This window comes from Amycolatopsis sp. WAC 04169 (assembly GCF_003947535.1).
Classification (GTDB): Bacteria; Actinomycetota; Actinomycetes; order Mycobacteriales; family Pseudonocardiaceae; genus Amycolatopsis; species Amycolatopsis keratiniphila.
In genome coordinates, this window is record NZ_QHJI01000004.1 from 749,878 (window position 1) to 771,515 (window position 21,638).

Sequence of the window (21,638 nt, forward strand, 5' to 3'; positions counted from 1 at the left end):
GATAACGCTTGGTCGGACCCTCGTTAGTCGGACGTCCGCATATCTTTACCTCCCGCGATCTGTCCGTCACGACGAACACGGGAGGGGTCGCGCCCCTAGGATGGCGGCGTGACGTACAACCAGATGCAGCCCGCCACCCCGGCGCAACCGGCCAAGTCCGCCACCCCCGGCGCGGGAGCCGACGTCAAGACCTTCGCGACGGCCGTGCTGCTCACCTTCGGCACCGGCGTGCTGATGATGGACGGCTGGGCCCTGCTCGACAGCGGTTTCGGCGCGTTCCTCGGCCTGGTCGCCGGCGGTTTCGGCATCTTCTGGTGGAAGAGCATCCACGGCAAGGTGTTCCCGCGCGAGCTGTCCACCAAATCGGTGGTCCTCCTGACGGTGATCAACGTGGTGCTGGTGCTGCTCCTGCTGCTGCAGGTCGGCTAGAGCAACCCCTCGGGAAGGCCGGGCGCGGGCCAGTCCGGGTCGGGCCGGAAGTCGGTCCACGTCCCGTCGAAGGGGAACGCCCCGGCGTCCGCGAGTGCCCCGATCCGCTCGCCCTCGGCGCGCAGCCGCTCCAGCTGACCGGCGGTGAGACGGCCGGCGAGGACGGCCTCCTCGGCCTCGTCCTCGTCCTTCCACTGCCAGCGGCCGCCGGGCTCCACGGCGACGTCGAGGATGCCGTCGATCCGGTCGGGCCCGGACGGCGTGCGCCCCAGCGGGACCTCGAGGTTGACGTACCAGTTCAGGAAGTGGCCGTCGGCGTCGAAGAACCACCAGACCGACGACCATTCGTCGTCGGCGATGCGGCGCAGGGTCGACGTGTCCCGCCAGAAATCGGCCACGCGCACCCTCGGCACCCGGAACCGCTCTTCCAGGGGCGCCTCGCGGAAGAGCCGCCCGTCGGCGAGCCTGCTGCCGACGATCGGGGTGTCCGCGGGCAGCCAGCCGAGCAGCACGGTGCCGTCGTCGGCGATGACGCGCAGCGGGTGATGCTGGCCGATCGAGCCGTCCGGTCGCAGGAAGCGTTCGACGACCGTGTCGCCCGGGGTCCAGAGAGGATCACGCACGCCTTGCACGGTACCGACGGGCGCGGACCCGCAGAACCAGTTCGGCGAGCGTTCCCACTCCCGCGAGCACGAGGGCCACGACCGGCCCAGCGAAGGCGGCGGCGACGGCCACGATCAGTCCACAAGCGAGTGTCGCCTTCGGACGTTCCGGGGAAAGCCGTTCCCTGCCATCGGTGAAGGCGTCGATCGCGACGGGCACGGTCGCGACGGCGGCCACGACGGTCAGCACCGGCAGCAGCGAGACCGCGTCCGCCGCGGCGAGAAGCTCGCGGAACGAGGTCGCCGAAAGCCCCAGCCGGATCGGTCCGAGCTGGTAGAGGGCGACGGCCGTGATCGCGACGGCCACGGCCCCCACGGCGGCCGCCCGGCCCGGGCCTGGACGGCGGGGCAGCAGGAACGGCAGGAGTACCAGCACGGCGAGGCCGAGACCGGGTACGGACGGCGGATCCGGCGCGATGAACTGCGCCAACGGCGGGATGCCCACGCAGATCGCGATCAGGGACGCGGCGGCGGCCAGCAGCAGCCCGGTGACCCAGCGGGCGGCGTAGTCGCCGAGGCGGACCCCGGCCAGATCAGCGACGGTCACGACGACGGCGAACACCGCGGCGGCGGCACCCGGCGCGGACGGGAAGAGGTACTGCCCGAACGTCGTCGCGAAGACCAGGACCAGGCCCAATCGCGAAACGGAGCCCGCGATCCGCTCGGGCCGGGTGTCCCCCAGCGGCGGAAGCAACGCCTCGACCGCGACCGCGATGACGGCCGCGACCACGACGGCCGCAAGTACCCAGTAGTCCGCTCCGGAGGTGGCCACCGCCAGCGCGATGAGCAGACCGCCAGCCAGTCGCACGCCGTCTCCCTTCCAGTTCGTCCAGTTACCGGGTCGGCCCCGCTGTTCCCCCAGGTCCCACTGTCATTAGCATGGCTCACGATCCAACCGGGCGGCCGCCCGGTACCACCGCGAACGCGCGAGGAGCCAGAAGTGACCGTGCCGAAGCTTGCCCTGACCGAGAACGCCGAAGCGGCGCTTGCCAAGACGCGCGCCGACGTCGTCGTCATCGGAACCCTGCAGGGCGAGGACGGCCTGGCGCTCGCCGCCGGCTCCTCCGTCGCCGACACCGCCTTCGACGGCAAGCTCGCCGAGGTCCTCGGCACCCTCGGCGCCTCCGGCAAGGCCGACGAGGTCGTCAAGGTGCCGACGCTGGGCAAGCTGTCCGCCGGTGTCGTGCTGGCCGTCGGCCTCGGCAAGGCGGGCGCGGACGGCGTCACCGCCGAGCAGGTCCGCCGGGGCGCCGGTGCCGCCGCGCGGGCGCTGAGCGGGACCGACCGCGCGTTCGTCACGCTGTCGGCGATCGACCTGCAGGCCGCCGTCGAGGGCACCGTGCTCGGTGCCTACGACTTCACCGAGTACCGCTCCGAGAAGGGCGACGGCCCGGTCGCCAAGGTCGACTTCGTGAGCCCCGAAGAGGGCGCCGCCAAGGACCACAAGGCGACGCTGAAGGCCGCCGGCCTGATCGCCGAGTCGGTCATCATCGCCCGCGACCTGATCAACACCCCGCCGAACGACCTGTTCCCGGCCTCCTTCGCCGACCGCGCGAAGACGCTGGCCGAGGCGAACAACCTCGACTTCGAGGTCCTCGACGAGAAGGCGTTGAAGCGCAAGGGCTTCGGCGGCATCCTCGGCGTCGGCGGCGGTTCGTCGCGGCAGCCGCGCCTGCTGCGCATCGCCTACAAGCCCGCGAAGGCGTCGAAGAAGATCGCGCTGATCGGCAAGGGCATCACCTTCGACTCGGGCGGCATCTCGATCAAGCCCGCCGCGAACATGGACCACATGACCTCGGACATGTCGGGCGCGGCCGCCGTGCTCGCCTCCGTGGTGCTGGCCGCGAAGCTGAAGTACCCGCTCGAGGTCGTCGCGCACATCCCGCTGGCGGAGAACCTGCCGTCGGCCACCTCGTACCGGCCGGGTGACGTGCTCAGCATGTACGGCGGCAAGACCGTCGAGGTGCTCAACACCGACGCCGAAGGCCGTCTCGTGCTGGCCGACGCGATCGTGCGCGCGGGCGAGGAGAACCCCGACTACCTGATCGAGACCTCGACGCTGACCGGCGCGCAGGTCGTCGCGCTCGGCAACCGCACCGCGGGCGTCATGGGCTCGGACGAGTTCCGCGACCGGATCGCTTCGATCGCGCAGGCCACCGGTGAGGGCGGCTGGGCCATGCCGCTGCCGGAGGAACTGCGCGCCGACCTCGACTCGCGCCTCGCCGATCTGGCCAACGTCACCGGGCACCGCTGGGGCGGCATGCTCGCGGCGGGCATCTTCCTGCGCGAGTTCGTCACCGAGGGCCTGCCCTGGGCGCACATCGACATCGCGGGCCCGTCGTTCAACACCGGCGGCGCGTGGGGCTACACCGGCAAGGGCGGCACCGGCGTCCCGGTCCGCACCATCGCCGCCGTGCTCGCGGACATCGCCGCCAACGGCTGATCCTTTTCGCGCGTGAAGGCCCCCTTCCCTCGGCTGAGCCGAGGGAAGGGGGCCTTCACGCGCTTTGTGGCAAGGTCGACGCCGTGGACAGGGACGCGTATCTCGAAGGCGCGATCAGGGACGTGCTCAGCGGCGACGACGCGACACTCGACGACCGGATCGCGCACGCGGCGCTGCTGTTCGCCGTGTCCGGGGCGATGGCGGACGCCGACCGGCTGGTCACGCATTGGCACGCGCTCACCGAACGTCCCGTCACGACGCTGATCCCCGGCGCCGTGCAGGCCCGCGCGTGGGCGATGCTCTTCGAAGCGCGAGCAGCGCACCCGGACTGGGCCGCGGCGATGATCCCGCTCGATCTCGACGCCGAGGAACGTGCCCACGACGACTACCTCGCCCGGCGCGTGTCCGATCTCGACGGCCTGCTCGGCGGCTCCCCGATCGGCGAGGCCGTGTCGCATCTCGGGCCGTCGCGGCCGGACCGTCTGCGCGAGGCCGTCGCGCGAGACGACCTGGACGCCTGGGCCGAGATCGCGTCGCGACAGGGCCGCCCGGACATCGCCGTGCTCGCCGCGAACCGGCGCCTCGCGCCGCGGCTCGCCGCCGGAGCGGACCCGCTCGGGCTCGGCGACTGGACGGAACTCTGCGCGGGAGCGCTGGTCGCGGCGCTGTACGAGCGCTACCCGCCCGACACCGGTTCCTGGCGCGAAATGGTCGAGGGGATCCTCCGGCTGCGCGGCGGGGGCACCGCTCCCCCGGCGGCGTCGCTCCGCACCATCGAAGCGGCCGAGGCGCGGCTCGGGCTCCGGCTGCCCGACGACTACCGCGAATTCCTCCGGACCTGCGACGGCCTGCCCGCGGACGTCGTCTTCCCCCGGCTGCTCGGGACGGCGGAACTGCGCGCGGAGGGCGGTGTCGTCGTGATCGCGGATCCGGCCGTCGTACTGCTGACGGCTGCGGGCGAGCAGTGGCGGACCGTCGAGATCGATCCGGCGCTGGGCACGACGGTGCATCCGACGTTCCGGGCGCTGCTGGAGCGGCACTTGCTCCTTTTGGCGCAATCCGCGTGAATTCCGCCGGAGCGCGTCGCTAGCTTCGCGACCATGACCGCTCTCACGCTCACGAAGATCACCCGGGACAACGTCGGCGCCGCCTGCTCGATCGCCGTCGAACCGCATCAGGAGACCTACGTCGCCCCTGTGGCCCGGTCACTCGCCGAGGCCTACGCGCAGCCCGAAGTCGCCTGGCCGCGGCTGATCCTCGACGACGGCGAACCGGTCGGATTCGTGATGGGCGCGTTCGATCCGGACTGCCCGATCGACTACTTCCGCTGCGGGCTCTGGCGGCTCAACGTCGCGGCGGGACGGCAAGGCAAGGGCTACGGCCGATTCGCCGTCGAAGCCGTCCTCGACGAGGCTCGGCGCCGCGGCCGTCGGCGGGCGACGACGCTCTGGGTCCCGGGCGAGCACAGCCCGGAGGCGTTCTACCTCCGGCTCGGCTTCCGCGACACCGGCACCGTCCACGACGGACAGCACGTCGGCGAGATCGACCTCTGACCCCGCGTCAGGCTTCGCCGCGCTTCTTCCGCTCGGTGTACTCCCGCATCCGCTTCGGATAGCCGACCCTGGCCACCTCGTACACGGGGATCGACCGTTTGTGACCGAACTGCCGCGCCGCGTCGAGGCTCTCGATCCGGCGGCGGGTCCACTCACCGTCATGGGCGATCAGGACGACGGTGGTCTCCGTGACGTTGGTCTTCGGCTCCACGTACGCCTCGACACCGGTCCGTGAAGACGCCCACTCCTCAAGATGCTTGAAGTCGGTTGAAGAGGCTTTCCGCAGCGTACCGGGCTTCTGCCCGCCTTTAGAGCGCCGGCGCAGCGAGTCGAACAGACCCACTCCGACCACCTCACTTCCCATTCGCGTCCGATGTCCATTATCCCGACGCGGGCGTGTGCTCAGCGTGGCGGTCCGCGTGGACCGTGTCCCGTGGGTCACAGCACGCGGCCTAGGTCGCAGCCTCTCCACACGTAGTGACAAGATGGCAAGTGTCCGCGCGCGCGTATACCGCGCGGAGCGGCGCCAGAGCACCACCCCTACCGCTTGCCGAGGAGTTATTGAAGTGACCGACACCTCCGCCGACCTTGTGATCCTGGGTGGCGGATCGGGCGGCTACGCCGCCGCGTTCCGCGCGGCCGAGCTGGGCCTTTCCGTCACCCTGATCGAAAAGGACAAGCTTGGCGGGACGTGCCTCCACCGAGGCTGCATCCCGACCAAGGCCCTCCTGCACGCGGCGGAGGTCGCCGACGAGACCCGCGACGCCGAGACCTTCGGTGTGAAGGCCGTGCTGGAAGGCATCGACATCGCCGGCGTCAACAAGTACAAGGACGGGATCATCTCGCGCCTGTACAAGGGCCTCCAGGGCCTGGCCAAGGCGCACAAGGTGAACCTCGTCGAGGGCACCGGGACGTTCGTCGGCGGCACGACCGTCGAGGTCGACGGCACCCGCTACACCGGCAAGAACGTCATCCTCGCCACCGGTTCGTACTCGAGGACGCTGCCGGGCCTGGAGCTGGGCGGGCGCATCATCGCCAGCGAGCAGGCGCTTTCGCTGGACTACATCCCGAAGAAGGCCATCGTCCTCGGCGGTGGTGTCATCGGTGTCGAATTCGCGTCCGTCTGGGCGTCCTTCGGCGTCGACGTCACCATCGTGGAGGCGCTGCCCCGCCTGGTCCCGAACGAGGACGAGTACGCGTCCAAGCAGCTCGAGCGCGCTTTCCGCCGTCGCAAGATCGCCTTCAAGACCGGCGTCCGGTTCACCGGCGCCAAGCAGGACGACAACGGCGTCAGCGTGTCGCTGGAGTCCGGCGAGACGCTCGAAGCCGACCTGCTCCTGGTCGCCGTCGGCCGCGGCCCGAACTCGGCCGGGCACGGGTACGAGGAGGCCGGCGTCAAGATGGAGCGCGGTTTCGTCCTCACCGACGACCGCCTGCGCACCAACCTGCCGAACGTCTACGCCGTCGGTGACATCGTCCCCGGCCTGCAGCTCGCGCACCGCGGGTTCCAGCAGGGCATCTTCGTCGCGGAAGAGATCGCCGGCCAGGAGCCGCGCGTGATCGACGAGAGCGGCATCCCGCGCGTCACCTACTCGCACCCCGAGGTCGCTTCGGTCGGCCTGACCGAGTCGCAGGCGAAGGAGAAGTACGGCTCCGACGTCACCACCTTCACCTACGACCTCGGCGGCAACGGCAAGAGCCAGATCCTCAAGACCTCCGGCGGGGTCAAGCTGATCAAGGCTCCGGACGGCCCGGTCGTGGGCGTGCACATGGTGGGCGACCGCGTCGGCGAGCTGATCGGCGAAGCGCAGCTGATCTACAGCTGGGAGGCCTTCCCCGAGGACGTCGCCCCGCTCATCCACGCGCACCCCACGCAGACCGAGGCCCTCGGTGAAGCGTTCCTCGCCCTGGCGGGCAAGCCGCTGCACGTCCACAGCTGACGTCTCACCGTCGAAGAACCAGACCAAGCAAGACATATCAAGGGAGTCAGCGAACGATGGCCTACTCCGTCACGTTGCCGGAGCTCGGTGAGAGCGTCACCGAGGGCACCGTCACCCGGTGGTTGAAGCAGGAGGGCGACACCGTCGAGGTCGACGAGCCGTTGCTCGAGATCTCCACGGACAAGGTCGACACCGAGGTCCCGTCCCCGGTCGCCGGCAAGGTCGTGAAGATCAGCGCTCAGGAAGACGAGACCGTCGAGGTCGGCGGCGAGCTCGCCGTCATCGACGACGGGACCGGCGGCGTGCCGGAGTCCTCCGGTTCGGCCGAGCCGGCCGCCGAAGAGGCGCAGCCCGAGCCGGAGCCGGAGCCCGCGAAGGAAGAGGCCTCCGCTCCGTCCCAGCCGGACACCGCGCCGGCTTCGGGCGGCGAAGGCACCGAGGTGAAGCTGCCCGAGCTGGGCGAGAGCGTCACCGAGGGCACCGTCACCCGGTGGCTCAAGCAGGTCGGCGAGAGCGTCGAGGTCGACGAGCCGTTGCTCGAGATCTCCACGGACAAGGTCGACACCGAGGTCCCGTCCCCGGTCGCCGGCACCGTGCTGGAGATCCGCGCCGGTGAGGACGAGACCGTCGAGGTCGGCGGGGTGCTCGCGGTGATCGGTGCCGCCGGGTCCGCCCCGGCCCCGAAGGCCGAGCCGAAGCCGGAACCCAAGCCCGAGCCGAAGCCGGAGCCCAAGCCGGAACCGAAGCCCGAGCCCAAGGCCGAAGCGGCTCCCGCGCCGAAGCCCGCCCCGGCTCCGCAGGCCGCCCCGGCCCCCAAGGCCGAGGCACCGAAGCCCGCGGCGAGCAGCGACAACGGCTCGGACAACGCGCCGTACGTGACGCCGCTGGTCCGCAAGCTCGCTTCGGAGCACGGCATCGACCTGTCGTCGCTGTCCGGCAGCGGCGTCGGTGGCCGTATCCGCAAGCAGGACGTGCTCGCGGCCGCCGAGGCCAAGCAGAAGGCCGCCCCGGCTCCGGCCGCGCAGCCCGCTGCCGCCGCCCCGGCGCCCGCCGCCGCCCCGTCGGCTCCGCGCAAGGCCGCGGTTTCGCCGGAGCTCGCGGCCCTGCGCGGCACCGTGCAGAAGGCCAGCCGGATCCGGCAGATCACCGCCACGAAGACCCGCGAGTCGCTGCAGGTTTCCGCGCAGCTCACGCAGGTCCACGAGGTGGACGTCACGAAGATCGCCAAGCTCCGCCAGCGGGCGAAGGCGGCCTTCAAGGAGCGCGAGGGCGTCAACCTGACGTTCCTGCCGTTCTTCGCGAAGGCCACCGTCGAGGCGCTCAAGCAGCACCCGAACGTCAACGCGTCCTACAACGAGGACACGAAGGAGATCACCTACCACGGTGCGGTGCACCTGGGGATCGCGGTGGACACCGAAAAGGGTCTGCTGTCGGTGGTCATCCACGACGCGGGTGAGCTCAGCCTCGCCGGTCTCGCGCACCGCATCGCCGACCTGGCGGGCCGCGCGCGTTCGGGCCAGATCAAGCCGGACGAGCTGTCGGGTGGCACCTTCACGATCACGAACATCGGCTCCAACGGCGCCCTGTTCGACACGCCGATCATCGTGCAGCCGCAGTCCGGCATGCTCGGTACCGGCGCGGTCGTGAAGCGCCCGGTCGTGATCGCGGACGCCGACGGCAACGACACGATCGCCGTCCGGTCGATGGCGTTCCTGCCGCTGACCTACGACCACCGTCTGGTGGACGGGGCCGACGCGGGCCGCTTCGTCACGACGATCAAGCAGCGTCTGGAAGAGGGCAACTTCGAGGACGAGCTCGGTCTCTGATCCTCCGGTGGTCCGTGAAGGCCCTCGTCCCGCTTCGGCGGGGCGGGGGCCTTCGCCTTTTCCTCCTCCCGCATTTCGTCCTCTGAATGCGGTCGTTTGACAGCCATCCCGAACTCTAGTATTCCGGAATTACGGAAAACAAGAGGGAGGGTATCGACCATGCTGACCAGACGCCATCTGCTGGCGGGTGCCGCCGCGGGATCGGCCGCGCTGCTGCTGCCGGGAACCGCGAGCGCCGCCCAGCCGGACACGACCACCGAACAGGGCTGGCTCGACTGGATCGCCGCGCACCGGCAAGACGTCTCCGTCCTGATCGACGACGGCGACGGTCGCCGCGCCGCGCGCAACCCGGACGTCCGGCGGGTGCTGGCCTCGTCGATCAAGGTCGTGCACCTCAGCGCGTACGCCGAGAGCCGGCTCGACCCGCGGGAGCAGATCCGGGTGGGCGACTGGGACGCCCACCATCCGTTCGTCGCCGACGGCCGCGCGCATTTCCAAGCCCTGAACTGGCTGGGCGTCCCCTGCGACGACTACGGCATCGCCAAGGATCCCGAGCAGCGCGTGCCACTGGCCAGGCTCGCCGAAGCGATGATCCTCTTCAGCGACAACGCCGCTACGGACTATCTCCGCACCCGCCTCGGCGATCCCGCCCTCCAGCGGGCCGCGGCGCGGGGCGGCTGGTTCCGGCCGGACACCCGCTCGCTCGGCGGCGAGGTCCTGATGCTGATGATGCCGGAGTACGCGCCCCCGCCAGGGAGCCCGGTCGCCGTCCGGCGGGCGATGGGCGACGCGGTCGCGCGCCGCTTCGTCCGCGATCCGGCGTTCCGCGCCGAAGCGTTCAAGCGGTGGCCGGACATGCCGGGCACCTCCGACGCCCAATGGCCGTGGATCAAGGGACACGGCCGAGGATCGGCGTCGGAACTGTTCGCGCTGCACCGCAGTATCGCGAAGGGGCTTTACGCGCCCGCGCGCGAAATCCTCGCGAAGCCGCTCTCGGACCGCGTGCCACCCGGAGCGAGCGAAGTCCTCTTCAAGGGCGGAAGCCTGCCTCGAACACTGACCATCGGCCTTTCCGTCCGCTGGCCGGGCGGGCGTTCGGGCACGGCTGCCGTCCTGCTCACCGGCGTGAGCGATCAGGACATGCAGAACGCCCTGCCGCTCATCGACCTCGTGCTCGCGGCGTTGTCCGATCCGGCGCGCTTCACCGCCCTGGAACGCGCGCTCCGCTGAGGCGACGGTATAGATAACCGGCATGGACGCTGAGCTCGCCGACCGGATCGCCGCCCTCGAAGCCCGGGTCGCCGCGCTCGAAGGCCGGCACGGCGACCACCGGGCCGAGCAGCCGGTGAGCCCCGGCGGGCTCGTCGGCTACCACGGCGAGCTGACCGAGCCCCTCGAACTGAGCTGGGCGATCACCGTCACACCCGGTCCGATGCTGGGATTCGAGGACGGGCCGCGGGTCGAGGTGCTCGCGGCCCTGTCCAGCACCGCGCGGGTGGCGCTCGTGCGGACGCTGGCCGAGAAGGGCGCGCAGACCGCGCCCGCCCTGCAGGAGGCCGCCGAACTCGGGTCGCCAGGCCAGCTGTACCACCATCTCAAGGCGCTGACCGGCGCCGGGATCGTCGAGCAGGACAAGCGCGGCAGCTACCGGCTTCGCCCTACCGCGACGATCCCGGTGCTCGTGCTGCTCACCGCCGCGTCGGACGTCGCGGGGCAACTGAAGAACCTGAGCGTGCGTCCGGATCGCGGATAGGACACGATCGGATCATGCGAGTTCTGATCGCGGGCGCGAGCGGACTGATCGGCACCTCCCTGACGACACGGTTACGCCGTTCCGGGCACGAGGTCGTCCGCCTCGTCCGCCGGGAGGAGCGGGCGGCCGACGAACGCCGCTGGGATCCCCCGGCCGGCGAGATCGCCGACGGCGCGCTCGACGGGGTCGACGCGGTCGTGAACCTCGCGGGCGCGCCGTTGCTGCCCGGACGCTGGAGCGCGGCCCGCAAACAGGTACTCCTCGACAGCCGGGTCGAACCGACGGAGGTCCTCGCGGAAGCCGTCGCCGAACACGGGATCCCCGTGCTGGTCAACGCATCCGCCGTCGGCTACTACGGCGATCCAGGTCCATCCATTGTGGACGAAACGAGTCCGGTGGGACGCGGTTTCCTCGCCGAGCTCTGCACTGCCTGGGAAGGCGCCACCGAGGCCGCCGCGGGCGCCCGGGTCGTGCGCATCCGCACCGGACTGGTGCTCGCACGCAAGGGCGGGCTCCTGGACGTCCTCCGGCCGCTGTTCCGCCTGGGGCTCGGCGGGAAACTCGGCGACGGCAAGCAGTACATGCCGTGGATCTCGCTCGAAGACGAGGTCGGCGCGATCGTTTTCGCGCTGGAGAACGAATCCCTGTCGGGTGCGGTGAATCTCTCGGGACCGCAGCCCGCCACGAACGCCGCCTTCACGAAGGCACTGGGCCGCGCCGTGCACCGGCCGGCGATCTGGCAGGTGCCCGGGTTCGCCATGAAGATCGCCCTCGGGCAGGCGGCCGAGGAGATGGCGCTGTTCGGGCAGCGCGCCATACCGCGGGTGCTGGAGGAGGCGGGATACGCGTTCCGCCATCCGACCCTCGAGGACGCGCTGGCCGCCGCGACATGACCTTGCAGCGCGGGCTGTACACCCTCGCCGGCTTCCTGCTGCTGGTCGGCTTCGTCACACTCGGGCTGTCCGTCGGCGAGCGGCCGCCGCCGGTGGACGTCGTCCTCGCCGACGCCTTCCGCGACCAGTACACCCGGCCCGCCGGACAGGTGGCCGGCCTCGTCACGCATGTCCTCGGCCCGGTGCTGCCGTTCGCGCTGGGCGCCGTGCTCGTCGTGGTCGCGTGGCGCCGCCGGGACCTGACCGTCCTGTGCGTCAAGCTCGCCGTCGTCCTGCTGTTGTGCCGTATGACCAGCCTGATCGCGAAACCGGCCTTCTACCGGGAGCGACCTCGCGAATTCCCCGATCTGAGTTATCCGAGCGGGCACGTGGTCGCCGTCGCGTGCACCGGGTTCGTCGCGGTGCTGCTGTGCGCATGGACGCGCCCGCATCTCACGCGTCTGGCGATCACGATCGCCGCCGCGGCGACGGTGCTCGGCGCCCTCTGCCGCATCGTGCTGGGCGTGCACTGGCTGACCGACACGGCGGGATCCGTGCTCGCGGTGGGGGGTGTCGGCCTGATTTCGGCGGCCGGGCTGGGCCTGCTCCCCCTGCCGAAAGACCCGGCGTAGTGTCGCTGACGTGAGCTCTTCGACCACGTCATGCCGTGCCGCCACCGAGCCCGTCGACGTCCGCGAGATCGGGACGATCGACTACACCGAAGCCTGGGAACTCCAGCGCCGGCACGTGACAGCCCGTGCCGACGGCGAGGGCCCCGACACCATGCTGCTGCTGGAACACCCGTCGGTGTACACGGCGGGCAAGCGCACCGAAGCCGAGGACAGGCCGACCGACGGCACCCCGGTGATCGACGTCGACCGCGGCGGCAAGATCACCTGGCACGGGCCCGGTCAGCTGGTCGGGTACCCGATCATCAAACTCGCCGACCCGATCGACGTCGTGCATTACGTGCGGCGTCTTGAGGAGGCCCTGATCACCGTGTGCGACCAGCTCGGTGTGCACACCGGCCGGGTCGAGGGCCGCAGCGGCGTCTGGATCCCCGCCGACGACCGCGGCCCCGAGCGGAAGATCGCCGCGATCGGCATCCGCGTCCAGCGCGGCGTGACCATGCACGGTTTCGAGCTGAACTGCAACGCCGACCTGGGCGCCTTCGACAAGATCGTCCCGTGCGGCATCCGGGATGCGGGCGTGACGTCGCTTTCCTACGAGCTCGACCGCGAGGTCACCGTCGCGTCGGTGCTGCCGATGGCGCGTGAAGCCGTGCTCGCGGCGCTGGAAGGCGAGCTGCCGGTGAGCGACGAGCGCTGGCTGCCGCGTCCCGAGGCCCCGGCCGCCCCCGGCGTCACTTTCGCTCTGCAGAACTGATTCCTGTGCCAAGCTGCCGGTAGGGCCGTGGAAGCGCCGCGGCCCCACTGGGAGGAATCATGCGCAGAATCGCGTATGCCGCGGCGGTCGCGGCCGCCGTCGGCGGGCTGCTGGCCACCCCCGGCGTCGCCTCGGCGGTGCCACCGGGCTGTTGGACCGAGACCAACGGCTCGACCTGGGCCGCGGGCTTCTGTCCGAGCGGGACCTACAAGGTCGTCGTCCAGTACTGCCGGGTGCACTGCACCCGGGAAGAGGGCTATCCGGCGGTGAACGGCAACCCTTCGGGGGTCTCGTTCAGTCCCGGCGGCTCCATCGCCAGTGTGGACGTCGAATACGTCTGAGAAGTACATGAAGGCCCCCTTCCTCGCGCCTGACGCAAGGAAGGGGGCCTTCATGTACTTCAGTCCAGCTGAGGAGCGACCTCGGAAGCGATCAGCTCGATCTGGTCCAGATCCGAAAGGTCCAGCAGCTGCAGGTAGAGCCGGGTGATCCCGGTCTTCTCGCGCCACTGCCCGACCTTCTCGACGACCTCCGACGGCGTCCCCGCGAGCCCGTTCTCCCGCAGCTCGGACACCTCGCGCCCGAGCACCGAAGCACGCTTGGCGACCTCGGCGTCGTCACGGCCCACGGCGACGACGAGCGCGGCCGACCGGATGATCTCCTTGGGGTCGCGGCCGATCTCGCGCGCGGCGTCGTCGACGCGGCCGAACTGCTCCGCGGCGGCGTCCGGGCCCACGAACGGCAGGTTGAACTCGTCCGCGTAGCGGGCGGCGAGCGCCGGGGTGCGCTTCTTGCCGCCACCGCCGATGATCACCGGCGGCCGGGGCCGCTGCGCCGGCTTGGGCAGGCCGGGCGAGTCGACGAGCTTGTAGTGCTCGCCGTCGTAGGAGAACGTCTCCCCTTCCGGCGTCTCCCACAGCCCGGTCACGACGGCGAGCTGCTCGGCGTAGCGGTCGAAGCGCTCCTTGATCGGCGGCAGGTCGAGGCCGTAGGCGGTGTGCTCGTCGTCGTACCAGCCCGAGCCGAGGCCGAGCTCGACACGGCCGCCGGACATCTGGTCCACCTGCGCGACCGAGATCGCGAGCACCGACGGATGCCGGAAGGTGGCGGCGGTGACGAGGGTGCCCAGCCGCACGCGGCGCGTCTCGCGGGCGAGACCCGCGAGGGTGATCCACGCGTCGGTCGGCCCCGGCAGCCCGGTCGCCGAACCCATCTTCAGGTAGTGGTCGCTGCGGAAGAAGGCGTCGTAGCCCGCGTCCTCGGTGGCCTTCGCCACCCGGAGCAGGTCTTCGTAACTGGCCCCCTGCTGGGGCTCGGTAAAGATCCTGAGGTCCACGAACGCCACCCTAGCTACGGGACGTTCAGCTCGCTTTCCCGTGCTCGGCGGGCGGAACACGGCGGAATCCGACGAGCAGCCGCACCAGGACCTCCTCGACCTGGGCGCTGACCTTCTTCGGCTCGGGAGACGAGGCGATCTCGATCGCGGCGCTCGACAGCGCGCCGAACAGCAGCCGCGCGGTGACGTCCACCGGGACGTCGTCGACCTCGCCGACCTCGATGAGCGACTGGATCCCGGTGCGGACCAGGCCGAAGCTGCACCGCTCCTCCGCCTCGCGCCAGCGTTCCCAGCCCATCACCACCGGCGCCTCGTGGATCGCGATGCGCTGGTACGCCGGGTCGAGGCAGCTCTGCAGGAAGCCGCGCAACCCCGCGAGCGCCCGCTCCCACGGCGAGGCCGGGCCGTTCATGATCTTTTCGAGCCGATCGAAGACCTGGCTCTCGACCGTGTCGAAGGCGGCCTCGAACAGCGCCTGCTTCCCACTGAAATGGTGGTACAGCGCGCCTTTCGTCACCCTGGCCCGTTTGGCGATCTCGTCGAGAGACGTGCCGGCGTAGCCGCGTTTGGTGAACAGCTCAACGGCACTCTCGACGAGCGCCGACCGGGTGGACTCGGAATAGTCCAGCCGCCTTGACCTCATTGTCGCCACCTTCACAACTTTACGCCGCCGGTCCCGCTCCATACCCATGGTATGTTGACTGCTGTCAGGTCCGTACCGGGAGTATGCCGCAAACCTGCGGTATGAACCGGGTCACGGAGGGGAGCCCACATCATGAGCTGGAACGACTTCTACCAGCGGCGCGACATCCTCGAAGCCGCACTGCGCCAGGCGGGTCACCACCCGTCCGACGCGATCTCACTCGAAGAAATCCCCGGCGCCACCAAGTACTTCGCGACCGAAGAGGAGCTTCTGGTCGCGCTCCGGTACAAGTGGAACCAGGTGTTCGCCGGTCACCTCCGCGCCGAGATGACCGATCCGGACTACGCCGACCAGGACCTCGCACTCGACCGCGTCGAAGCCGTCACCCGCGCCTGGAACAGCGCCACCACCGAACACGAGACCCTTCGCGCCGTTCTCGACGCGGCCCTCGAACGGTGCCCCGCGCTGATCCCGTCGCACGAAGCCGAACTGCGCATGCTCGCGCTGACGGCAGGGCTGGCCGACGGCAAGGAACCGGCCGACGAGATCACCAAGGTCGGCAGCGCGTTCGCCACCCTGCTCCGCCACGGACGGCACGCGAAGCCCGCCCGCCGCCGCAGCCCCATGGGTCACCTGCTCCGGTTGCTCGCGCCGAGCGCCTGATCCGGCGTAGCGGCCCCGCCGACGATGTAGTTAGGTGACCGACATGGCTGCTCACGCGCGCTGGACCGAGGCCGACATCCCGGATCAGACCGGCCGGACCGTGTTCGTCACCGGCGCGAACTCGGGGCTCGGGCTGCGGATGTCCGAGGTGCTCGCGGGCAAGGGGGCCCGCGTGCTGCTCGGCTGCCGGTCGCCGGAGCGCGGCGCCAAGGCGCTGGAGCAGGTGCGCGCGGCCGCGACCGGCGAGGCACCCGAACTCGTCCGGCTGGATCTTGCCGACCTCGATTCGGTCCGCGAAGCCGCGAAGAAGGTCCAGGAGCTGACGGGCGGCAAGCTCGACGTCCTGGTCAACAACGCGGGCGTGATGGCGACCCCGCGCGGCCACACCAAGGACGGTTTCGAAACCCAGTTCGGCACGAACCATCTCGGGCACGCGGTGCTGACCTGGCTGCTGATGCCGTCACTGCGCAACGGTTCGGGAGCGCGCGTCGTCACCTTGTCGAGTGTCGCGGCGACGGGTGCCCGCATCGACATCGCCGACCCGAACTTCGAACGCCGGATGTACAACCCCGGTTCGGCCTACGGCCAGTCGAAACTCGCCAACCAGGTGTTCGCGCTCGAACTCGACCGCAGGCTGCGCGCCGCGGGCGACGGCGTGATCAGCGTGGCGGCGCATCCCGGCTACACCTGGACCGGACTCGGTTCGGGAATGGCCCGCTCATACCGCAACCCGGTCGTGCGCGCGCTCGTCGCCGGGGGCAACCGGATCGGCGAGATCTTCATCGCGCAGAACGCCCGCCAGGGCACGCTCCCGCAGCTGTTCGCGGCGACGTCCCCGAAGGCCGAAGGCGGCGATTACATCGGCCCGCGCGGGCTCGGCGGACTTCGCGGCGCCCCGGTCAAGGTGCGTCCGCTGACCGCCGCGAGGAGCGAATCACTCGGCGCCGCTTTGTGGGATCTGACCACCAAGTTGACGGGCGTCACCCCCGACCCCGCGTGAGCGGCGACCACTGCTCCGGCGGGCGTAGGGTGACGGTGTGAGTGCTGCCCCAGATGGCCGCAAGCTGTTGCGGCTCGAGGTCCGGAATTCCCAGACTCCCATCGAAAAGAAGCCGTCGTGGATCAAGACGCGCGCCCGGATGGGTCCGGAGTTCACCGAACTCAAAGGCCTGGTGCGCCGCGAAGGCCTCCACACCGTCTGTGAAGAAGCCGGCTGCCCCAACATCTACGAATGCTGGGAAGACCGTGAAGCGACCTTCCTGATCGGTGGCGACCAGTGCACCCGGCGCTGTGACTTCTGCCAGATCGACACCGGCAAACCCGCCGAGCTGGATCGCACCGAGCCGCGCAAGGTCGCCGAAAGCGTCCAGGCGATGGGCCTGCGCTACTCGACCGTCACCGGCGTCGCCCGCGACGACCTGGAGGACGGCGGCGCGTGGCTGTACGCCGAAACCGTCCGCCAGATCCACGCGCTGAACCCGGGCACCGGTGTCGAGCTGCTGATCCCGGACTTCAACGCGGATCCGGACCAGCTCGCCGAGGTCTTCGGCTCCCGCCCCGAGGTGCTCGCGCACAACGTCGAGACCGTCCCGCGGATCTTCAAGCGCATCCGCCCCGGCTTCCGCTACGCGCGGTCGCTGGAAGTCATCACGAAGGCCCGCGAGGCCGGTCTGGTGACCAAGTCGAACCTGATCCTCGGCATGGGCGAGACCCCCGAAGAGGTCGTGCCCGCGATGAAGGACCTGGTCGACGCGGGCTGCGAGATCCTCACGATCACCCAGTACCTGCGACCGTCACCCAGGCACCACCCGGTCGATCGCTGGGTCAAGCCGGAAGAGTTCGTCGAGCACTCGAAGGCAGCCGAGGCGATGGGCTTCGCCGGCGTCATGGCCGGGCCGCTGGTTCGCTCCTCGTACCGCGCCGGTCGCCTTTTCGCCCAGACGAAGGCCCACCGCGGTGAGCCGCTGTCGGAGAACCTGGCCCACCTCGCCGCCGAAGGTCCCGCCGCGCAGGAAGCCAGCTCGCTGCTGGCCAGGTGACTCCGGTCACCCTCTTCGCGACATCGCCACCCACCAGGTCACGAATCAGTAAAGTGACCTGGTGGCGTTGGTAACTGATCTTCTGAACTGGCTGCAGGGGCTCCCGGAACCGGGACTGGTCGCGGCGACCGGCGGACTCGTGTTCGCCGAATGCACCATCGGGCTCGGCTTCATCGCCCCCGGTGAATCGGGGCTGCTGGTCGCGGCCACGACGGCGACGTCGGTCTCGCGTTTCCTGACCCTGTGGGCCGTCGTGACGGTCTGCGCCGCACTCGGCGACTCGCTCGGCTACGCGATCGGCAAACGCTTCGGCCCGCGTCTGCGCGAGACGAAGCTGATCCGCAAGTACGGCCTCGACGCCTGGGACAAGGCGACAGGCGTGCTCGAACGGCGAGGCGCGTGGGCGGTGTTCTTCGCGCGGTTCCTCCCCGTGATCCGCACGCTGACCCCGGCCGCGTCCGGGACCTCGGGCCTGCCCTTCCGCAAGTTCCTGCCCGCCGCCGCGGCCGGCGCGGCCTGCTGGTCGGCCATCCACATCGGCATCGGTGCCGCGCTCGGCGAGGCCGCCAAGAAGGTCGAAGGCGCGCTCAACACCGGCGGCCTGGTCATCGTCGGCGTGCTCGTGGGCGTCGCGGTGTTCTTCCTGCTGCGCTACAAGAAGAAGAAGGCGCTCGCGGTCACGGCCGAAGAAGCCGCCCCGGCGAAGGTCGGCGCGGACGACTAGATTCCGGGCATGACCGCCCTGAACCTGCCCCGGCCGATCGGTTTCGTCCTCGGTGGCGGCGGCAGTCTCGGAGCGATGCAGGTCGGGATGCTGCGGGCCCTCACGGAAGCAGGCGTCGCGCCGGACCTCGTCGTCGGCACTTCGGTGGGTTCGCTGAACGCCGCCGTCCTCGCTCTCGGGAGTGAATCGAGCGGCAGGCTCGACCGGATCTGGTCCCGGATGACGCGGCACGAGGCGTTCCCCGGCGGCGTGCTCAGCCAGGTACGGACCCTGCGCCACAGCAAGACCAACCTCTTCCCCAACACCGGGCTCGCCGCGATCGTCGACGAGCACATCGGCGAAGGCGTCCGCTTCGAAGATCTCGCGCTGCCGCTGGGTGTCGTCGCGACGGACGTCGACACCGCCGAGCCGCTGCTGATCCGTTCCGGGCCCGTTCTGGCGCCCCTGCTGGCGAGTTGTGCGATTCCGGGGATCTATCCGCCGGTGCCCTACGGGGAGCGCATGCTCTACGACGGCGGCCTGGTCGCCAACGTGCCGATGCGGCAGGCGCTCGCCATGGGCGCGAAGTCGCTCGTCGTCCTCGACTGCGCCTTCCCCGGCAAGATGCCCGGCACGCCGCAGACCTTCGCCGAGGTGATGATGTTCACCGCGATGATCAGCATGCGGAACCAGGCGGTCCTGGAGGCACCGATCGCCGCGGCCGAGGTACCCGTGGTCTACGTGCCGGGGCCGAAGCCGGTGCGGGTCAGCCCGCTGGACTTCAGCCACACCGCGGCACTGACCGCGGAGGCCTACGACGCCGCGAAGACCTATTTGGGTGAATTGAGTGTCGATGGCCCCGGTCTTTATGGTGCACCCGGTCTCGTCGTGGACTGAGAAGCAACCAACCGGCATCGATCACGTCTTCTTCGTCGCGTAGTTTTGAAAGAGAACTTTCCGCTGATCGAGCGACGTAAAAAGAGAACCATATGTTTCCCAAGAAGACATTACTTTCGACGGCCGGAATACTCGCCGCGGTATTGGTGATCTCGGCCTGCTCACCCTCGGGCGGCACCGATTCACCCGGCACGAGCGCCGAGTCGGACACGAGCCCGGTTTCGGTGACCATCGATCCGGCGGGCGGGACGAACGTCAATCCGGCGACTCCGGTGGTGGTCAAGGCCGAGCACGGCAAGCTGATCGACGTCACCGTCAGCAACGCCGACAAGGGCAACCAGGTGAAGGGCGAACTGGCGAGCGACGGGCTCAGCTGGAAGACCACCGAACCGCTCGGCTACGGCAGCACCTACAAGATCGTGGCGCATGCCCAGGGCACCGACGGAAAGCCTGTGGAGCAACAGAGCAGGGTCTCCACGCTGAGCCCGAAGCAGCAGGCGAACCCGAACCTGATCCCGGCACCCTCGGCGGTCGCTTCCGGCGGTGTCGGCGTCGGGCAGCCGATCGTGTTCACCTTCGGCCAGCCGGTGAAGAACAAGGCCGACGTGGAGAAGAAGCTGTCCGTGGAGTCCACGCCGAAGCAGGAGGGCTCCTGGTACTGGATCGACGACAAGAACGTCCATTACCGCCCCAAGGTCTATTGGCAACCGGGGACCACGCTCAAGGTGTCGGCGATGATCTACGGCGTCGATTTCGGCAATGGCGTGTACGGCGCGACCGATCGCACCGAAACGTACAAAGTGCACGATTCCTGGGTCGCGAAGGCCGACGGCAACACCGAGCAGATGCAGATCTTCCACAACGGTCAGCTCGCGAAATCGATGCCCATTTCCATGGGCAAGGACGCCACGCCCACCCATTTGGGCGCGCACGTCATTTCGGACAAACACGAGAATTACACGATGGACTCGTGCACCTACGGCGTCTGCCAGGGCCAGCCGGGGTACTACCGGTCGAACGAGAAGTGGTCGCTGCGCATCTCCAACGACGGCGAGTTCGTCCACGAGAACCCGAACAGTGTCGGCGCGCAGGGCAGCTCGAACGTGTCGCACGGTTGTATCAACCTCAACGCCGCCAACGCGCAGTGGTTCTACCAGAACATGGGGCTTGGCGACGTCGTCGAGGTGACCAACTCCGGTGGCCCGCAGCTGCCGGTGTGGGACCTCTATGGCGACTGGTCGAAGTCGTGGGCGGACTGGCAGGCAGGCAGCGCGCTCAAATAGAGGGATGATGGGCCGGTGACCAGCACCCTGAGCACCGCCCGCTCGCTCGTGGCCGGCGCCGGCCGGATCGTCGCACTGACCGGCGCCGGGATCTCCACGGACTCGGGGATCCCCGACTTCCGCGGCCCGCAGGGCCTGTGGACCCGCGACCCGGCCGCGGAGAAGATGTCGAACCTCAAGGCGTACCAAGGCAGCCGAGAGGTCCGGGAACGAACCTGGCAGGCGCGGCTGGTGCATCCAGGCTGGGACGCTGTGCCGAACGCGGCGCACTACGCGCTCGAGCGCCTGTCGCCGACGTGGATCATCACGCAGAACATCGACCGGCTGCACCAGAAGGCGGGCTCTCCGCCCGAGCGGGTGCTGGAACTGCACGGGACGATGTTCGAGTCCGTCTGCCTGTCCTGTGACGATCACCGGGACATGCGCTCGACGCTGGAACGCGTCCGGGCGGGCGAAACCGATCCGCCCTGTCTGGTGTGCGGCGGCATCCTGAAGTCTGCCACTGTGTCGTTCGGTCAGCACCTGGACCAGAACCTGCTCCGGGCCGCACGGGCCGCCGTCTCCGACAGTGATCTCCTGCTGGTGGCCGGGTCCTCCCTGAGCGTGCAGCCGGCCGCCTCACTGGTGAGCGTCGCTTCCCGCGCCGGCGCCGCCGTGGTCATCTGCAATGGCTCCGAAACGCCCTACGACCACATGGCCACCGCCGTCGTCCGCGGCCCGCACGCCGGCTCGCTCCCCGCCCTCGCCCCGTCCCGCATTTAGTCCTCTAAATGCGTTCGGCCGCGCCCCTCCCTCACGTGCCCAATCCCGTCACTCGCATGCTCCAGGCCGTCACTCGCGTGATTGAAGGCGTATCTCGCGTGATTGGGGGCGTGACCCACGTGATTGGAGGGGCGACACGCGTGATCAGGTGGACGACACGCGTGATTGGACGGACGACACGAGCGGGGCATCGTGTCGTCCGTCTGATCACGCGTGTCGCGTCTTTAATCACGGGTGTGGCGGGTTTCGGGGATGAGAAAAAGGGCTCGGGCCCCGGGAGAACTCGTGGTTCTCAACCGGGGCCCGAGCCCTATCTTTAATGTTAGTCCGGCGGTGTCCTACTCTCCCACAACCCTTCGGTTGCAGTACCATCGGCGCTGTCAGGCTTAGCTTCCGGGTTCGGAATGGGACCGGGCGTTTCCCTGACGCTATAACCACCGAAACACTA

At 69.7% G+C, this 21,638-nt stretch carries 24 protein-coding genes and 1 rRNA gene; 19 read left to right on the forward strand and 6 right to left on the reverse strand.

Going from position 1 to position 21,638, the window contains the following annotated elements; all coding sequences use genetic code 11:
• The first annotated feature begins 108 nt into the window (after window positions 1–108).
• Window positions 109–429 (forward strand): hypothetical protein, encoded by a 321-nt coding sequence (locus tag DMC61_RS12550; protein WP_016336070.1) that lies wholly within the window; start codon window positions 109–111, stop codon window positions 427–429.
• Here the strand turns inward: DMC61_RS12550 and DMC61_RS12555 are convergent.
• A complete protein-coding gene (locus tag DMC61_RS12555) occupies window positions 426–1,052 on the reverse strand; it encodes a DUF402 domain-containing protein (protein WP_125689369.1) in 627 nt (208 codons plus the stop codon). The genes DMC61_RS12550 and DMC61_RS12555 overlap by 4 nt on opposite strands.
• Entirely contained in the window at window positions 1,045–1,899 is an 855-nt protein-coding gene (locus DMC61_RS12560; protein ID WP_125689370.1) for a hypothetical protein, read from the reverse strand. Before DMC61_RS12560 ends, DMC61_RS12555 begins: the two co-directional genes overlap by 8 nt.
• A gap of 132 nt (window positions 1,900–2,031) precedes the next feature.
• Here DMC61_RS12560 and DMC61_RS12565 point away from each other — a divergent pair, with 132 nt between their 5' ends.
• From DMC61_RS12565 to DMC61_RS12575, 3 genes are all read left to right on the forward strand, one after another.
• On the forward strand, window positions 2,032–3,534 hold the full coding sequence (locus DMC61_RS12565; RefSeq protein WP_125689371.1) for a leucyl aminopeptidase: 1,503 nt from the start codon (window positions 2,032–2,034) through the stop codon (window positions 3,532–3,534).
• A gap of 83 nt (window positions 3,535–3,617) precedes the next feature.
• Window positions 3,618–4,601, forward strand: coding sequence for an SMI1/KNR4 family protein (locus tag DMC61_RS12570; RefSeq protein ID WP_125689372.1), 984 nt, complete (start codon window positions 3,618–3,620; stop codon window positions 4,599–4,601).
• A 33-nt stretch (window positions 4,602–4,634) separates the two neighbouring features.
• A complete protein-coding gene (locus DMC61_RS12575; protein ID WP_125689373.1) occupies window positions 4,635–5,087 on the forward strand; it encodes a GNAT family N-acetyltransferase in 453 nt (150 codons plus the stop codon).
• 7 nt (window positions 5,088–5,094) lie between these two features.
• On the opposite strand, the gene DMC61_RS12580 is transcribed toward DMC61_RS12575, so the two are convergent.
• Window positions 5,095–5,439, reverse strand: a complete 345-nt coding sequence (locus tag DMC61_RS12580; protein ID WP_199749966.1) for an oxidoreductase — start codon at window positions 5,437–5,439, stop codon at window positions 5,095–5,097.
• A gap of 214 nt (window positions 5,440–5,653) precedes the next feature.
• Between DMC61_RS12580 and lpdA the strand changes: the two genes are divergently transcribed.
• The 8 genes from lpdA (at window position 5,654) to DMC61_RS12620 (ending at window position 13,205) form a co-directional block, all read left to right on the forward strand.
• A complete protein-coding gene (gene lpdA, locus DMC61_RS12585; RefSeq protein WP_037344695.1) occupies window positions 5,654–7,027 on the forward strand; it encodes a dihydrolipoyl dehydrogenase in 1,374 nt (457 codons plus the stop codon).
• Between the two features lie 56 nt (window positions 7,028–7,083).
• Window positions 7,084–8,853, forward strand: a complete 1,770-nt coding sequence (sucB, locus tag DMC61_RS12590) for a 2-oxoglutarate dehydrogenase, E2 component, dihydrolipoamide succinyltransferase (protein ID WP_125689375.1) — start codon at window positions 7,084–7,086, stop codon at window positions 8,851–8,853.
• 159 nt (window positions 8,854–9,012) lie between these two features.
• Window positions 9,013–10,083: a serine hydrolase gene (locus DMC61_RS12595; protein ID WP_125689376.1), complete on the forward strand. Its 1,071-nt coding sequence runs from the start codon at window positions 9,013–9,015 to the stop codon at window positions 10,081–10,083.
• A gap of 22 nt (window positions 10,084–10,105) precedes the next feature.
• Entirely contained in the window at window positions 10,106–10,606 is a 501-nt protein-coding gene (locus tag DMC61_RS12600) for a helix-turn-helix transcriptional regulator (protein ID WP_125689377.1), read from the forward strand.
• A gap of 14 nt (window positions 10,607–10,620) precedes the next feature.
• Window positions 10,621–11,499 carry a TIGR01777 family oxidoreductase gene (locus DMC61_RS12605; protein ID WP_125689378.1) on the forward strand — a complete coding sequence of 293 codons (879 nt, stop codon included), beginning with the start codon at window positions 10,621–10,623 and terminating at the stop codon, window positions 11,497–11,499.
• A complete protein-coding gene (locus DMC61_RS12610) occupies window positions 11,496–12,110 on the forward strand; it encodes a phosphatase PAP2 family protein (protein ID WP_063275530.1) in 615 nt (204 codons plus the stop codon). Before DMC61_RS12605 ends, DMC61_RS12610 begins: the two co-directional genes overlap by 4 nt.
• Window positions 12,111–12,120: 10 nt before the next feature.
• Complete coding sequence (gene lipB / locus DMC61_RS12615) at window positions 12,121–12,864, forward strand: lipoyl(octanoyl) transferase LipB (protein WP_016336082.1); 744 nt, start codon at window positions 12,121–12,123, stop codon at window positions 12,862–12,864.
• A 59-nt stretch (window positions 12,865–12,923) separates the two neighbouring features.
• Window positions 12,924–13,205: a hypothetical protein gene (locus DMC61_RS12620; protein WP_016336083.1), complete on the forward strand. Its 282-nt coding sequence runs from the start codon at window positions 12,924–12,926 to the stop codon at window positions 13,203–13,205.
• Window positions 13,206–13,264: 59 nt separating this feature from the next.
• Here the strand turns inward: DMC61_RS12620 and DMC61_RS12625 are convergent, their stop codons facing one another.
• Window positions 13,265–14,200 carry an LLM class F420-dependent oxidoreductase gene (locus DMC61_RS12625; RefSeq protein WP_125689379.1) on the reverse strand — a complete coding sequence of 312 codons (936 nt, stop codon included), beginning with the start codon at window positions 14,198–14,200 and terminating at the stop codon, window positions 13,265–13,267.
• Window positions 14,201–14,225: 25 nt separating this feature from the next.
• Window positions 14,226–14,843 (reverse strand): TetR/AcrR family transcriptional regulator, encoded by a 618-nt coding sequence (locus DMC61_RS12630; protein ID WP_016336085.1) that lies wholly within the window; start codon window positions 14,841–14,843, stop codon window positions 14,226–14,228.
• A gap of 132 nt (window positions 14,844–14,975) precedes the next feature.
• On the opposite strand from DMC61_RS12630, the gene DMC61_RS12635 reads away from it, so the two are divergent.
• The 7 genes from DMC61_RS12635 to DMC61_RS12665 all read left to right on the forward strand — a co-directional run bounded on the left by DMC61_RS12635 (window position 14,976) and on the right by DMC61_RS12665 (window position 21,190).
• On the forward strand, window positions 14,976–15,506 hold the full coding sequence (locus DMC61_RS12635; RefSeq protein WP_125689380.1) for a hypothetical protein: 531 nt from the start codon (window positions 14,976–14,978) through the stop codon (window positions 15,504–15,506).
• 43 nt (window positions 15,507–15,549) lie between these two features.
• A complete protein-coding gene (locus DMC61_RS12640) occupies window positions 15,550–16,506 on the forward strand; it encodes an oxidoreductase (protein WP_125689381.1) in 957 nt (318 codons plus the stop codon).
• Window positions 16,507–16,543: 37 nt separating this feature from the next.
• Window positions 16,544–17,545, forward strand: a complete 1,002-nt coding sequence (gene lipA, locus DMC61_RS12645; protein ID WP_125689382.1) for a lipoyl synthase — start codon at window positions 16,544–16,546, stop codon at window positions 17,543–17,545.
• 61 nt (window positions 17,546–17,606) lie between these two features.
• Window positions 17,607–18,269 (forward strand): DedA family protein, encoded by a 663-nt coding sequence (locus DMC61_RS12650; protein ID WP_016336089.1) that lies wholly within the window; start codon window positions 17,607–17,609, stop codon window positions 18,267–18,269.
• Between the two features lie 9 nt (window positions 18,270–18,278).
• The gene (locus DMC61_RS12655) at window positions 18,279–19,145 is read left to right on the forward strand and encodes a patatin-like phospholipase family protein (RefSeq protein WP_125689383.1); all 867 of its coding nucleotides are present in this window, start codon (window positions 18,279–18,281) and stop codon (window positions 19,143–19,145) included.
• Between the two features lie 92 nt (window positions 19,146–19,237).
• Window positions 19,238–20,428, forward strand: coding sequence for an Ig-like domain-containing protein (locus DMC61_RS12660; protein WP_125689384.1), 1,191 nt, complete (start codon window positions 19,238–19,240; stop codon window positions 20,426–20,428).
• 15 nt (window positions 20,429–20,443) lie between these two features.
• Window positions 20,444–21,190, forward strand: coding sequence for a Sir2 family NAD-dependent protein deacetylase (locus tag DMC61_RS12665; RefSeq protein ID WP_125689385.1), 747 nt, complete (start codon window positions 20,444–20,446; stop codon window positions 21,188–21,190).
• Between the two features lie 325 nt (window positions 21,191–21,515).
• Here the strand turns inward: DMC61_RS12665 and rrf are convergent.
• A 5S ribosomal RNA gene (gene rrf / locus DMC61_RS12670) occupies window positions 21,516–21,632 on the reverse strand.
• Window positions 21,633–21,638 lie beyond the last annotated feature (6 nt).

What these genes read in the sequence shown, in the direction of transcription:
- DMC61_RS12575 (WP_125689373.1), top strand. Translation starts at nt 4,635, where the DNA reads ATGACCGCTCTCACGCTCACGAAGATCACCCGGGACAACGTCGGCGCC.
- sucB (WP_125689375.1), top strand. Translation starts at nt 7,084, where the DNA reads ATGGCCTACTCCGTCACGTTGCCGGAGCTCGGTGAGAGCGTCACCGAG.
- DMC61_RS12595 (WP_125689376.1), top strand. Translation starts at nt 9,013, where the DNA reads ATGCTGACCAGACGCCATCTGCTGGCGGGTGCCGCCGCGGGATCGGCC.
- DMC61_RS12600 (WP_125689377.1), top strand. Translation starts at nt 10,106, where the DNA reads ATGGACGCTGAGCTCGCCGACCGGATCGCCGCCCTCGAAGCCCGGGTC.
- DMC61_RS12605 (WP_125689378.1), top strand. Translation starts at nt 10,621, where the DNA reads ATGCGAGTTCTGATCGCGGGCGCGAGCGGACTGATCGGCACCTCCCTG.
- DMC61_RS12610 (WP_063275530.1), top strand. Translation starts at nt 11,496, where the DNA reads ATGACCTTGCAGCGCGGGCTGTACACCCTCGCCGGCTTCCTGCTGCTG.
- DMC61_RS12620 (WP_016336083.1), top strand. Translation starts at nt 12,924, where the DNA reads ATGCGCAGAATCGCGTATGCCGCGGCGGTCGCGGCCGCCGTCGGCGGG.
- DMC61_RS12630 (WP_016336085.1), bottom strand. Translation starts at nt 14,843, where the DNA reads ATGAGGTCAAGGCGGCTGGACTATTCCGAGTCCACCCGGTCGGCGCTC.
- DMC61_RS12635 (WP_125689380.1), top strand. Translation starts at nt 14,976, where the DNA reads ATGAGCTGGAACGACTTCTACCAGCGGCGCGACATCCTCGAAGCCGCA.
- DMC61_RS12640 (WP_125689381.1), top strand. Translation starts at nt 15,550, where the DNA reads ATGGCTGCTCACGCGCGCTGGACCGAGGCCGACATCCCGGATCAGACC.
- DMC61_RS12655 (WP_125689383.1), top strand. Translation starts at nt 18,279, where the DNA reads ATGACCGCCCTGAACCTGCCCCGGCCGATCGGTTTCGTCCTCGGTGGC.
- DMC61_RS12660 (WP_125689384.1), top strand. Translation starts at nt 19,238, where the DNA reads ATGTTTCCCAAGAAGACATTACTTTCGACGGCCGGAATACTCGCCGCG.